At 67.4% G+C, this 12,710-nt stretch carries 13 protein-coding genes and 2 riboswitches; of the genes, 2 read left to right on the top strand and 11 right to left on the bottom strand.

Annotation, left to right across the window (positions count from 1 at the left end; all coding sequences use genetic code 11):
- Window positions 1-5 precede the first annotated feature (5 nt).
- On the bottom strand, window positions 6-2,369 hold the full coding sequence (locus XH83_RS12735) for a TonB-dependent siderophore receptor (protein ID WP_194407323.1): 2,364 nt from the start codon (window positions 2,367-2,369) through the stop codon (window positions 6-8).
- Window positions 2,370-2,483: 114 nt separating this feature from the next.
- Window positions 2,484-2,686, bottom strand: a riboswitch (cobalamin riboswitch).
- Between the two features lie 75 nt (window positions 2,687-2,761).
- Between XH83_RS12735 and XH83_RS12730 the strand changes: the two genes are divergently transcribed.
- A complete protein-coding gene (locus XH83_RS12730) occupies window positions 2,762-3,334 on the top strand; it encodes a histidine phosphatase family protein (protein ID WP_194407322.1) in 573 nt (190 codons plus the stop codon).
- Here the strand turns inward: XH83_RS12730 and cobT are convergent.
- From cobT to cbiE, 8 genes are all read right to left on the bottom strand, one after another.
- A complete protein-coding gene (gene cobT, locus XH83_RS12725; RefSeq protein ID WP_194407321.1) occupies window positions 3,327-4,379 on the bottom strand; it encodes a nicotinate-nucleotide--dimethylbenzimidazole phosphoribosyltransferase in 1,053 nt (350 codons plus the stop codon). The two genes, XH83_RS12730 and cobT, sit on opposite strands and share 8 nt — an antisense overlap.
- A gap of 10 nt (window positions 4,380-4,389) precedes the next feature.
- Window positions 4,390-5,139 carry a precorrin-6A synthase (deacetylating) gene (cobF, locus tag XH83_RS12720; protein ID WP_194408247.1) on the bottom strand — a complete coding sequence of 250 codons (750 nt, stop codon included), beginning with the start codon at window positions 5,137-5,139 and terminating at the stop codon, window positions 4,390-4,392.
- A 44-nt stretch (window positions 5,140-5,183) separates the two neighbouring features.
- Entirely contained in the window at window positions 5,184-5,861 is a 678-nt protein-coding gene (locus XH83_RS12715; protein ID WP_194407320.1) for an energy-coupling factor ABC transporter permease, read from the bottom strand.
- A 36-nt stretch (window positions 5,862-5,897) separates the two neighbouring features.
- Window positions 5,898-6,117: riboswitch (cobalamin riboswitch) on the bottom strand.
- A 45-nt stretch (window positions 6,118-6,162) separates the two neighbouring features.
- Window positions 6,163-6,894 carry a uroporphyrinogen-III C-methyltransferase gene (cobA, locus tag XH83_RS12710; protein ID WP_194407319.1) on the bottom strand — a complete coding sequence of 244 codons (732 nt, stop codon included), beginning with the start codon at window positions 6,892-6,894 and terminating at the stop codon, window positions 6,163-6,165.
- Window positions 6,891-8,201, bottom strand: a complete 1,311-nt coding sequence (locus tag XH83_RS12705) for a cobyrinate a,c-diamide synthase (protein ID WP_194407318.1) — start codon at window positions 8,199-8,201, stop codon at window positions 6,891-6,893. Before XH83_RS12705 ends, cobA begins: the two co-directional genes overlap by 4 nt.
- Window positions 8,201-8,983 (bottom strand): precorrin-4 C(11)-methyltransferase, encoded by a 783-nt coding sequence (gene cobM / locus XH83_RS12700; RefSeq protein WP_194407317.1) that lies wholly within the window; start codon window positions 8,981-8,983, stop codon window positions 8,201-8,203. The genes XH83_RS12705 and cobM overlap by 1 nt, the downstream gene beginning before the upstream one ends.
- The gene (locus XH83_RS12695; protein ID WP_194407316.1) at window positions 8,980-9,348 is read right to left on the bottom strand and encodes a cobalamin biosynthesis protein; all 369 of its coding nucleotides are present in this window, start codon (window positions 9,346-9,348) and stop codon (window positions 8,980-8,982) included. The genes cobM and XH83_RS12695 overlap by 4 nt, the downstream gene beginning before the upstream one ends.
- Window positions 9,345-10,526 carry a precorrin-6y C5,15-methyltransferase (decarboxylating) subunit CbiE gene (cbiE, locus tag XH83_RS12690; RefSeq protein WP_194407315.1) on the bottom strand — a complete coding sequence of 394 codons (1,182 nt, stop codon included), beginning with the start codon at window positions 10,524-10,526 and terminating at the stop codon, window positions 9,345-9,347. Before cbiE ends, XH83_RS12695 begins: the two co-directional genes overlap by 4 nt.
- Here cbiE and XH83_RS12685 point away from each other — a divergent pair.
- Entirely contained in the window at window positions 10,525-11,271 is a 747-nt protein-coding gene (locus tag XH83_RS12685; protein ID WP_194407314.1) for a cobalt-precorrin-6A reductase, read from the top strand. The two genes, cbiE and XH83_RS12685, sit on opposite strands and share 2 nt — an antisense overlap.
- Here XH83_RS12685 and cobJ read toward each other — a convergent pair.
- Both cobJ and XH83_RS12675 read right to left on the bottom strand, forming a co-directional pair.
- Entirely contained in the window at window positions 11,247-11,981 is a 735-nt protein-coding gene (cobJ, locus tag XH83_RS12680) for a precorrin-3B C(17)-methyltransferase (RefSeq protein ID WP_194407313.1), read from the bottom strand. The two genes, XH83_RS12685 and cobJ, sit on opposite strands and share 25 nt — an antisense overlap.
- Window positions 11,978-12,709, bottom strand: coding sequence for a precorrin-2 C(20)-methyltransferase (locus XH83_RS12675; protein WP_194407312.1), 732 nt, complete (start codon window positions 12,707-12,709; stop codon window positions 11,978-11,980). The genes cobJ and XH83_RS12675 overlap by 4 nt, the downstream gene beginning before the upstream one ends.
- Between the last annotated feature and the right edge of the window lies 1 nt (window position 12,710).

Raw genomic sequence — 12,710 nt, 5'->3', positions numbered from 1 at the left:
GCGCCCTACCATTTGAACGCCGCCGAGAGTTCATAGGTGCGCGGCGCGCCGAGCAGGATCTGATCGGGATAGAACGGATCGCCCCAGATCGCGTAGCGCTTGTCGGTGATGTTGCGGACGCGGAAGGTCAGGCGGGCCTGGTCGACAGCGCCAAATACGGTCTTGGGAATGTCGACGAAGGCGTAGACGTCGGCGACGGTGTAAGCCTTCATCGTCACCGTGTTGGCGTCGGTGTTGTAGCGGTCGCCGACATGGCGGCCGGTGATTCCGAGCTCCACCGGCCAGGGCGTGAAGAACCGATACGATGCGCCGGCATTGGCGACGATGCGCGGTACGTTCGGCGGCGTGTTGCCGGAGAACGATCCGCCGACGAAGTCGTAATCGGCATAGCGCGCATCGACATAGGCGATGTTGCCCCACAGCCGCAGCGGATCGATCGGGCGCACCGAGGCGGCAAGCTCGACGCCCTTGGACTCCTGCCGCCCGGCGATATTGAGCGCCTGCCCGCCGGCGGCGGCATAGACGTTCTTGCGCAGGATGTCGTAGGCCGAGAACGACCATTCCGCCCTGTTGTCCCAGAACAGGTGCTTGACCCCGGTCTCGTAGGTGCGCGCGGTCGTGAGATCGAGCGGCTGGGTCGGTGATAGCAAAAAGATGTTGTTGGCCGAGACGTCCGCGCCGGTGGCGTACTGGCTGAAGAAGGTCAGGCCCGGCACGGCTTCCCAGGTGTAGCCGATGCGCCCGGTCACCGGGGCCCAGTCCTTGGTGTAAGGGAAACCCGCGTTCACGAGCCCCGCGGAGTCCATCGAGTTGCGGTCGAGCCCGATATGCTCGACGCGCAGGCCGCCGATCAGCGAGAACGTCCGCGTCAGCTTCAGCCGGTCCTCGAACGACAGCGCCTCGTTGTCGATCCGGGCGGTCTGCCGCTTGGTCGTGAGCGTGCCGTAGAAGCCGCGGTTGGGATCGACGAGGGACACGGAATCGCCGGGGAAATTGGCGGCGCCCGGCCTGACGAAATCGAGATAGCTCGAGGACAACGTCGTGACCAACCGGTTGTCGAAGCCGGCGATGTCTGTGTCCCAGATCAGGTCTGTGACATTGCCGACGAGACGCTGGCTATGGGCGACGTAAAAGCGCTCGCGATCGACCAGGTTCGTTCCGGAATTGAACGCCTCAACCTCATTGTTGAACCACGTGCGCTCGGCGCCGTAGCCATAGGCCTGGCTCTTCAGGATCAGGTCGGGCGCCAGCTTCAGCTCGAAGCCACCGCGGAGCCACACCTCCTGCGCCACGTTGCGATTGTCGAGAACGTTGTAATTGGTGTTGAAGGTCCGGTCGTCGATGGTGACGGCGCCGAGGTTGGTCTTGTTGTAGTTCGAGACGTAATTGCCGGACACGATCCCGCTCGTCGCATGCGCGCCGCTGAAAGCGACCGGCACAAGCGGTGCGCCCCAATAGGCCTTGCCGCGATCCTCGCGATATTCGATCGCGCCCCAGACCTTGAGGCTGTCGGAGATGCGGTAGTTGAGCTGACCCGACACATCCAGCATCTTGGTATTGGTGTCGTCGACAAAGCCGTTGAGCGAGGAACGGCTGATGTCGAAGCGATAGTCGAGGCCCTGCACGTTGGTGCTGCCGCCCGAGCCGTAATGCGCGCGGAACGAGTTCAGCGAATCCCAGGAGAAGTCAGCCTCGTTCCGGATCGGCCCCGTATGCGGCTGCTTGGTGACGAAATTGATCGCACCGCCGGCGGCGCCCTCGCCCGAGATCAGCGAGGCCGGTCCCTTCAAGAACTCCACGGCTTCCAGATTGGCGGTGTCCATGATCCGCGAGGTCATGTTCTGCGGGCCGATCTTGATGCCGTTGTAGAGCGTGTTGATCTGACTGTTGGTGAAGCCGCGCATCGAGAAACCTGCCGGCTCCCCCGGCGCATCCCCGGAGGTGACGCCGACCGCGCCCTGCGCCACCTCGGACACGGTGCGATAGCCCTGCTCGCGCATGGTCTCGGCAGAGATCACCTCGACGGTCGCCGGCGTCTCGCGCACCGTCAGGCCGAGCCGCGAGGCGCTTTCGGCCACCGCATTGCTGTTGAGCGGTGTCGCCGCCTGCGTCTGTACGCCATCGCCAGGCACCGCAGGCTTTGGCGCTGCCGTAGCAGCGGATCTGTGCGAGGACGCGCGGCGGGCGCTTTGCCCCTCCCGGCCAGCAGGCTTCGCCTGCTTGCGGGATTGGGCCGGCGAGATTTCGACCGCCGGCAGCCGTTCGCGAGCCTGCTGCGCCATCGCGGCGGGCAGATCGGCCACTGCCAACGTGAGCGCTGCGGAGGCGATCAGGAAGCGGCGCGGTCGTAGGATGCGGATGGAAGACACGGCACAAAACCTCGGTATGACGTCAGTGGCACGTCACAGCGAACGAGGTCTCACCTTTGGCCTTGCGGCCGTCCGATGAAGCCGAATGTCTGTACTCCCCGACCGACATCTTCGCGTGTGACCACGGCTGACGGCAGGTCTCCTGGCTCGCGGGTCAGTACCTTGCGTCGCCTTCCCGGGACCGAGATGCCCAGTGGCTCGTGATGCAAGATTCGCCGCTTACAGTTGCGGGGGCAGCCGCGGCATTGGAGACAATGTCCCCGCACCGCATTCCCTTTTCATCCCCTCTCGGGGAAACCGTCGCGAGCATCTAGGATTACCATCAGGACAGAGTCAATGTATCCCGTGCGACGTTATTGCCACAGCAACCAACTTCCTTGGAGTGTTTGAGCATGGAAGGCGAGACCTTCCTCTGGCTGATCCGGCACGCGCCGGTCGACGGCATCAAAGGCACCATCCACGCCGCCGACGCACCGGCCGACCTCGGCGATCGCGCGCAATTGGAGGCGCTGCAGCGCCATCTGCCGCGGAATGCCGCCAGCTATGCCAGCCCGTCGCGGCGTACGGTCGAGACGGCGCGCGCGCTGGGTCTCGAACCGGAGCTGGTCAGCGAATTCCGCGAGCAGGATTTCGGCGACTGGACCGGCCATCGGCACGACGCGCTCGCTGCGACCGGCGACGAGACTTACGCCCAGTTCTGGAATGATCCGGCCGGCGGGCGGCCACCGGGCGGCGAAAGCTTTGCGGATCAGGTCACGCGTGTCCGGCTAGGCCTGTCGCGGATCGGGACCGGACCGGCCACGCTCGTTGTGCATTCCGGCACCATCCGCGCCGCGCTGTGCATCGCGCTGGATCTCACGCCGCAAGCCGCCTTGCGCTTCGTGATCGAGCCGCTGTCGCTGACCCGGATCGATCGCCTCGCGACCGGATGGCGCGTCGTCTCGGTCAATCAGCGGGTCAGCTAGGCCTGTCCGGCACATTGGCTTCGGCAAAGGTCGCCATGCCGTTGTGAAGTGCACAAGCGCTGCGCACCAAGGGTAGCGCGATGGCGGCGCCCGATCCCTCGCCGAGCCTGAGATCGAGGCTGATCAGCGGCTGCACGTTCAGCGCGCGCAGCACCAGCCGGTGCCCCTGCTCGGCCGATTGATGCGACGGCAGCAGGAACGGCTGACAGGACGGGTTCAGCCGCACTGCTGCGAGCGCTGCGACCGACACGATGAAGCCGTCGATCAATACGGGAATGCGGCGCTGCGCGGCCGCGATGATCGCGCCCGAGATCGCCGCGATTTCGAGACCGCCGACGGCGCACAGGATTTTTTCGGGCGACGCTCCCGCAACGCCATGATGCGCAATCGCAGCGTCGATCACCCGCGCCTTGTGCGCCCGGCCGGCGGCATCGACGCCGGTCCCGCTGCCTGCGATCTCCTCGGCGCTGATGCCGAGCAGGCTCGCGGCAATCGCCGCCGATGTGGTGGTGTTGCCGATCCCCATCTCGCCGAAGATCAGGAGATCGGGCGGATTGGCCGCCACGCGCTCCACGGCGCGCCGGCCCGCCTCGAAGGCGAACGCCAGTTCCGCAGGTGTGAGCGCGGCTTCGACGCTGAAATCGCGCGTGCCACGGCGCGGCTTGTCGGTGACGATTCCCGTCATCTCCTCCTGCGCAAGCGTGCCGGCGTCGACCACTTCCAGGCTGGAGCCAAGCTCGCGCGCCAGCACCGAGATCGCGGCACCGCCCGCGGCAAAATTCGCCATCATCGCGATGGTCACCGCTTGCGGATAGGCCGACACGCCCTGCGCGACGATGCCGTGGTCGCCGGCGAAGACGATGATCGGCACGCGCGCCGCGCGCGGCTGCTCGGTGGCCTGCAAGCCCGCGAGCTCGATCGCGAGCTGCTCGAGCCGGCCGAGCGCGCCGGTCGGCTTCGTCAGTTGCGCCTGACGCGCGATCGCCGCGTCGCGATGGACCGCGGAGATTTCGGGGCATTTGTCGGTGACCCAGTCGGGGAGCATGCTGCCTCGCTTAACGCGTCCGCTTGAGAATGTAGCTGTCCATGATCCAGCCGTGGCGCGCGCGCGCCTCCTGCCGCACGGCCACGATGCGCGGGCCGATTTCGGCGAGCGCGCCGGATAGGATGATCTGATCTTGCATGCCGAGATAGGCGCCCCAGTAAATGTGGAGGCTATCAGGATCGAGCGACTGGAACGCCGTGCCGCCGTCGAGCATCACCACCACGGTGTCGACGCCTTGCGGCCAGCCGCCTTCGCGCAGGCGCCGTCCCGTCGTGACCAGAAATGGCTCGCCGATGTCGTTGAGGGGCAGCGCATGGGCCGCGCACAGCGCCTGGATCGCGGTGATGCCGGGTACGACTTCGATTTTGGGCAAGGGATCGAGCCGCCGCGCAATGCGCAGCGAGGAATCATACAGCGAGGGATCGCCCCAGATCAGCAGCGCAACCTTGCCCTCACCCTTGAGATGATCTGCGACCGCGTGCTGCCAGGTCGCGGCAACCGCATCGTGCCAGTCGTCCACGCCCTTGCGGTAATCCGCTTCCTCTGTGTCGCGCACGGGAAGATCGAACTCGGCAATACGCGTCGTTTGATTGGTCAGAACATCCGCGCAGATCGTCCGCCTGAGATCGGCGAGATCGGACTTCGCCGTTCCCTTGCGCGGGATCAGGACGAGATCGGCGGCGTTGATGGCTTCAATGGCGGCGCGCGTGAGCTGGCCAGGATCGCCGCAACCGATGCCGATCAGGGAAAGCGTGAGCATCGCGGGCGCCGGGGGGGCGGCCATGACGGCCGCCCCTTGTCTCTTTAGGCCGCGTTGTGCAGGCGCGGGGTGACGAAGCCCGGCGCGGTGACGCCGCGCAGCGACTTCGCCAGCGCCAGCACGGCCAGATCGGCCAGCGGCTCGATCACGATGACCAGCGCGTAAGAGGCGGCGAACGTCGCGATGCTGGCGAGGTTGCTCATCGCAAAGCCCGAGCCGTAGAGCGCCCAGAACGCCACCCAGCCGATCACGCCGGCCTGATAGGTCGTCGACAGCGCCAGCGCCTGGCGATACTTCAAATCGACATAGGCGGTGTTGCGCGGGATGGTCCGTGTGGCGATCGCCTGGATCGCGAACAGCGGCACCAGGAGCGTCGTGACGTTCATGCCGTATTGCGGGATGTCGGCCGGCTCGAAGAACACGCCCTGAAGCAGCAGGCCGAACGCGAGGCCAAAGGCGGCGGGCGCCGCACCGAACAGCAGGAACAAGGTCGAGCCGAGAATGAAGTGGACCTCGGAGACGCCGACCGGGAAGTGCGGCAGGATCTCGAAGAAGACGAAGACGAGGACCGTCGTGGCCAAGGCGCGCGCGGCAAACGACGTCATGCCCTGCTCGCGTACGGTCTCGGCCGCGAGCTTCAGGGCAACGCCGCCTGCGGCGATGCCGGTTGCGTAACTCAACACGAGCTTGGCGCCCGTCACGATCCCGGGTTCGATATGCATGGCTCAGATCCTTCCTGCCGTCACACCCGACGGCCTTGGCCTCAAAACGTGCAGGGCCGGTCTCCTGGCTCGCGGTTCACTGGGTTCTCCGGCCTTCCCGGGCCTTGCGGCCCAGTGGCTGATCGGAGCCCCTCACCGCTTACAGTCGCGGGGGCGGCTGGGGTTTTGAGCGCCGCAACTTGGTCCGCCCATCCCCATTCCCGATTATGCTCCGGCGCTTTGCGCCGCGTTGAGCACCATGCCTCTCCTGTGTGCTCCTTTCGGCGCGCCTGCGTCAAGAGGCGAAGGGCGGCCGCGGCCGTCACGACGGATAATCCCCTGCCAGCGCGCCGAACAGGATCACGGCGGCGGTGGAAGCCGCGCCGCCGCGGGCAAGCTGCTCGGCAAGCTCGGCAATGGTGGTGCGGACCAGCCGCTCGTCGGAACGGCCGAGGGATTCGGCGACCAGCGCCGGCGTATCCGCGGCAAGCCCATGCGCGATCAATTTTGCGGCAAGCGCCGGAAAGGTGCGCCGGCCCATATAGACCACGGTCGTCGCTTCAGGGTCGGCCAGCGCCGCCCAATTCAGGTTCGGCGGCAGCTCGCCGGTGACGTCCGCGCCGGTGATGAACTGCACCCGGCGCGAGGTGTGGCGCCTTGTCAGGGGAATGCCGGCCTGAGCCGCGGCGGCGCAAGCCGAGGTGACGCCGGGGACGATCTCATAGCCGATGCCGGCTTCGCGCAGCGTCTCGATCTCCTCCTCGAGGCGGCCGAATATCCCGGCATCGCCGGACTTCAGCCGCACCACGCGCGCGCCCGTTACGGCATAGTCGACCAGCAGGCGGTTGACGTGATGCTGCTTGGTCGAGGGCCGCCCTGCCCGCTTACCGACCGAGACGAGATTGGCTTCGGGCCGGGCAAGATCGAGGATCGCGCCCGAGGCGAGATCGTCATAGAGCACGACGTCGGCCTCGCGCAGCCGCGCGGCGCCCTTGAGCGTGAGCAATTCGGGGTCGCCGGGTCCGGCGGAGATGAAGGAGACGAATCCGCTCACCGATCCTCCGCGATCAGATGAAAGAACGTGCCGCTGACACGGCCGCGCCGCGAGCCGGTTTCGGCGATGACTGCACCCGTCGCATCATGCACGACCGCGAGCGGCGTGTCAGGCTGGGCGAGAATGGTCGAATAGTGAAACTCGTGGCCGCGCAGGCGCGCCCCGGCGCGATATCCCGGCATCGGCGCGGCGAGCGTCGCGAGGCGATAGCCCAGATGCATGCGGCGTTTGGCAAAGCTGGTCTCGAGGCCAAGCAGGTCTGTCATCTCATGGCGGATCCCGTCCGCGTCGGTCAAAGCGGCTCCCAGCACCATATAGCCCCCGCATTCGCCATGCACGGGTCGCGTTTCGGCGAAGGCGCGCAGGCCCTCGCGAAAACGCGCATTGGACGCGATCCTGCCGGCATGAAGCTCGGGATAGCCGCCGGGCAGCCAGCACACATCGGCGCTCGCGTCAGGCGTTTCATCGGCCAGCGGCGAGAACGGCAGGATCTCGGCGCCCGCCGCGCGCCAGGCTTCCAGCATATGGGGATAGACGAAGGAGAACGCGGCATCACGCGCCAACGCAATGCGCTGGCCGGGCGGCACCACGGTCAGGCCATTTGCGGCCGGCTGCGGCGACCAGCCGGCTGCGGAGCGCAACACGGCAGCGAGATCGACATGCTCGGCGACGAAGCGCGCGGCCTCGTCGATCAGCTTGCCGATCTCGGCCTGCTCTTCGGCCTGCACCAGGCCGAGATGCCGCTTCGGCAGGCTGATCTCGGCATGGCGCGGCAGCGCGCCGAACACGGCGATGCCGGCATCTTTGAGCGCACGCCGCACCAGGTCTTCATGGCGTGGGCTGGCGACACGATTGAGCACGACGCCCGCGAGGCGCACGCCGGCGCGGTAATCGCGCAGGCCTGCGGCGATCGCCGCCGCTGTCTGCGCCTGTCCAGAGGGGTCGATCACCAGCAGCACCGGCCAGCCCAGCATCTCCGCGATGTCGGCGGTAGCACCGGTGCCGCAGACGCCGCGCGCGGCGACGCCGTCGAACAGGCCCATCGAGCCCTCGGCGAGCACGATATCGGCATCCGCGCCGCGGCTGGCGAGATGGGCGATCGTGCCGCGGTCCATCGCCCAGCTATCGACATTGACGGAGGCGCGGCCCGTCGCGGCCGCGTGGAAGGCGGGATCGATGTAGTCGGGGCCACTCTTGAAGCACTGCACGTTCAGGCCGCGATGGCGCCAGGCGCGTGCGAGCGCCAGCGTCAGCGTGGTCTTGCCGACTCCGGAGGCCGGTGCGGAGATGACAAGGCCCACCGCCATCACGACGCCTCCGGAAAGCGAGGCTCGGCGCCGACAGGTCGGTAGCGACGGTCGTAGTCGGCGGCGTAGAGGCGGCTCTCGTCAAAATCCGTAGCGCCAAGCGTCTTGCCGGCCAGGATCAGCGCAGTACGCTCCATCTCCGCGCCGACTGCTGCATCGAGCGTGCCGAGCGTCGCGCGCACGATACGCTGGTCCGGCCAGCTTGCGCGCCAGACGATCGCGACCGGACAATTTTCGCCGTAATGCGGCGTGAGCTCGGCGACGACTTGGTCGAGCAGGTGAATCGACAGATGAATCGCGAGCACCGCGCCGGTCGCGGCGAACGCGGCCAGCTTCTCGCCGTCAGGCATTGCACTGGCGCGGCCCGGCGTGCGCGTCAGGACGACCGTCTGGGCAAGCCCCGGTAGGGTCAGCTCAGCCTCGAGCGCTGCCGCAGCGGCGGAGAAGGACGGCACGCCCGGCGTGACCGAAAAGGGAATGCCCAGCGCGCGCAGGCGGCGGAGTTGCTCGCCCATCGCCGACCAGATCGAGAGATCGCCGGAATGCAGCCGTGCGACATCCTTGCCCTCGGCATGCGCCGTGGCGATCTCCGCGATGATCTCATCGAGCGACAAAGGCGCGGTGTTGACGATGCGCGCGCCGGGAGGGCAATGCGCAAGCACGCCGTCAGGGATCAGTGAGCCCGCATAGAGACAGACCGGACAGGCCGCGATCAGGTCGCGGCCGCGCAGGGTCAGCAGATCTGGCGCGCCCGGCCCGGCGCCGATGAAATGCACCGTCATGCGCCGTCTCCTTCCGCGATTGCGGCGGTTGCGGTGCGATCCTGCGAGACCGCCCGCGTCGCAATCAGCCGCGCGCGAGGGCCAGCCGCCGCGAGCGCCGCGGCTTCTGCGACCGATCCGGTCCTGAACTTCTCCATCACGAGATCCGACTGGCTTGGCGTTGCGATCCCGGCCAGCATCTCAGCCGGAACAGCCTTGATCGGCACACCGCACTCACGCGCGAGCTGCTTTAGCGGCTCCGCGTCGGCCTTGTCGCTGACAGTCGCCATCGCTGCGAGACCTTCGGGACCGCCCGCCGCCCGCAGCGCATCGCGCAGCGAGGCCAGCGTGACATCTCTCCTGAACCCGAAGCCAGCCACTTTCATCGGGTCACACTCCACTGCACCACCGGCCGTGCAGCTTCCCAGGAACGATAGCGGCCGAGCGGCGCGGAATGCGCGATCTCGACCCGCATCAGCTGACCGCCATGGCCCTGCTCTAGCTCGCCGAGCAGCGCTTCGGTTTCCAACGTGATCGAATGTGCAACGAGCCGCGTTCCAGGCGCGAGGCGCGACCAGACGGCATCGAACATCGCACGATCGAGGCCGCCACCAATGAAGACCGCATCCGGCGCTTCCAGTGTAGCGAGCGCTTCGGGCGCTTTCCCCGTGACGACGCTGATCCGGTGCGCCAGCCCGAACGCGGCTGCATTCTTGCTGATGTTCGCGACGCGATCCTCACGCGCCTCGATGGCGGTTGCCGTCCCGCCGCACAGTGCCCACTCGACCGAGATCGACCCCGATCCCGCGCCGATATCCCACAGCCCTTCGCCCGGACGCGGCGCCAGCGCCGAGAGCGCGAGCGCGCGCACAGGGCGCTTGGTGATCTGGCCGTCGTGGGCGAACAGATCGTCCGGTAACCCTGAGCTGCGGGGAATGCCTTGCGTGCCCCTCGCCCACAAGGCCACCGCGACCAGATTTGAGGTCACCTCCTCGGCAAAGAGGTCGACGCGATGCTGGTCGGTATATTCCTGTGGCCCGCCAAGCGCCTCGAGTGTCCACATCAGCGAGGCACCCCATCCGCGATCGGTCAGCCATTTCGCGAGAGCATCAACCGCCGTTGCATCACGCATCAGGCAGATGATGCGCGCGTCTCGCGCCAGATGCGGTACGAGACGCTCGAACGGCGCGGCATGGAGGCCAATGCATATCGTGGTCTCCAGCCGCCAGCCTAAGCGCGCAGCCGCGAGCGAAAACGTCGACGGTCCCGGATGCGCGATCCACTCGTCGCTACCGAGTCTCTCGGCGAGAACAGCGCCTGCGCCATGCCAGAACGGATCGCCAGAGGCGAGCACCGCCGTCGGCCGATCGCGGCAGCTCAGCACGACACCGGCATCGAATGGCACTGGCCACGCACGGCCGCGACTGCCCACACCGGCGAGCGCGAGGTGCCGTTCCCCGCCAAAGACGGTTTCGGCATCGGCAAGCGCCTTTCGGCTTGCTTCCGACAGCCCGGCAAGGCCATCTTCGCCGATACCGATGATGGTCAGCCAGGGATCAGCCATGATGCGCGCCCTCATACTGGGCGGGACGGCCGATGCGAGCTCGCTCGCAGCCGAGGTCGCGCGCGCGCGCATCGATGCCGTCTATTCGTACGCCGGTCGCACTCACGTGCCGGCCGATCAGCCGCTGCCGACCCGCATCGGCGGTTTCGGCGGCGTCAGCGGGCTTGCGGGTTACATCCGCGACGAGCGCATCACGCATGTGATCGACGCGACGCATCCATTCGCAGCCGAGATGAGCCGCAACGCGGTCGAAGCTTGCGCGGACACCGGGACATCGCTGCTCGCGCTGGAGCGCGCGCCCTGGGGCAGCATGTCCGGCGACAATTGGATCGAGGTTGCAGATATCAGTGCCGCCGCCGCCGCGCTGCCGGAGGCGCCCGCGAACGTGTTCCTCGCCATCGGCCGCCAGCATATCACGCCGTTCGCGATGAAGCCGCAGCATGCCTACACGCTGCGCTTCGTCGATCCGCAGGAGGCGGCCCTGCCCTTCGCCGCTGACGTGATCGTGTCGCGCGGGCCGTTCACGCTTCACAGCGAGCTCGAGATGCTGCGCGCCCGCGAGATCGCGTGGATCGTCGCCCGCAATTCCGGCGGCGACGGCGCGCGTGCCAAGGTCGACGCGGCCCGCATGCTCGGCCTTCCCGTGGTCATGATCTCGCGGCCGACGCTGCCCGAGCGCCGACGGGTCGAGAGCGTCGCTGAGGTGATGGAGTGGCTCGGTCATTCGACCCGCCTCGGTGCATAGACCCAGCGGCCGACACGGCGCGTCTGCGAATTGCCGACGATCACCAGCGTGCGCATGTCGGCCATCTCCGGCGCCGCTTCGTTCAGCGTCACGGTCACGATCTTCTCGTCGGCCGCGCTGACCGCGCGCGCAAAGATGACGAAGCGCTCGCCGCAGCCGGCGTCCTTCAGCACCGCGAGCGCGCGGCCAAAGCCCTCGGGCCGGCTCGCCGATCGCGGATTGTACATCGCAATCGAAAAATCGGCTTCCGCTGCGAGGCGCAGACGCCTCTCGATGATCGTCCAGGGCTTGAGATTATCCGAGAGGTTGATCGCGCAGAAATCATGGCCGAGCGGCGCGCCGGCACGCGCAGCCGCCGCCAGCATGGCGGTGATCCCGGGCAGCACGCGGATCGGCAGCGCCTGATATTGCGGCGCCTGCTCCAGCGCCTCGAACACGGCCGAGGCCATCGCGAACACGCCGGGATCGCCGGATGACACGACGACGACCTGCCGGCCTTCTGCGGCGAGCCGCAAAGCCTCGCCGGCGCGCTGCAGCTCCTCGCGATTGTCGGAGGGATGCAGCTTCAGCCCAGCACGCGGCGGCACGCGCGCGACATAGGGCGCGTAGCCGAGAATGTCGGTCGCGGTGGCAAGCGCGGCCGTGACCTCGGGCGTCACCAGGGCATCGCTGCCCGGCCCGAGGCCCGCGATGGTCAGCGTGCCCGTCATTCGGCGGCTTCCAGATGCCGGCCCTTGCCGTGCACCAGCACGATCGCAAAATAGGGACAGTCGGCGGCATCGATCTCCGCGAGCCGCGCCACACGCTCGCCCGGCATGGTGCCGCGCTCGACCAGCCAGGCGTCGTCCAGCCGGCCGGCAGATGCGAGCGCGCGGCGCACTTTCGCAAGATTACGGCCGGTCTTCATCACGACGAGCGCATCGGAATCCCGCATGCGGCGCTCGAGCTCACCTTCGGGAAGCGTGCCCATCAGCACGGTCGTCACATCATCGCCAAGCGCGATCGGCTGGCCGACGCCGTTCCAGCAGCCGACCATGCCGGGAATGCCGGCGATCACCTCGATCTCGACACGCCCTTGCAGGCGCGTGTGCAGATGCATGAAGGAGCCGTAGAAGTAAGGATCGCCCTCGCAGAGCACAACGACGTCGACCGCACGCGAAAGCCGCGCCAGACGCTCCGCCCATTCGTCGTAGAAACCGGCGAGCAGCTGGACGTATTCCGCACTGTCGAAGGCGATCTCCGTCGTGACAGGGTATTCCATGGGGTATTCGGTGACGTCAGTCGCGAGCATGCCCTCGACGATGCGCCGCGCCTGGCCCGGCCTGCCCTTCTTGCGAAAGTATGCGACGTGCTTCGCAGCCCGCACCGTGCGGTCTGAGCGCACGCTCATCAGATCGGGATCACCGGGGCCGAGACCGCAGCAGATGATGCGTCCCATC

The sequence above is a fragment of the Bradyrhizobium sp. CCBAU 53351 genome, from assembly GCF_015291745.1.
In the GTDB taxonomy this organism is placed as follows: Bacteria; Pseudomonadota; Alphaproteobacteria; order Rhizobiales; family Xanthobacteraceae; genus Bradyrhizobium.
Note: the sequence above shows the minus strand (reverse complement) of the source record. Positions and strands in the feature narration are given on the sequence as shown.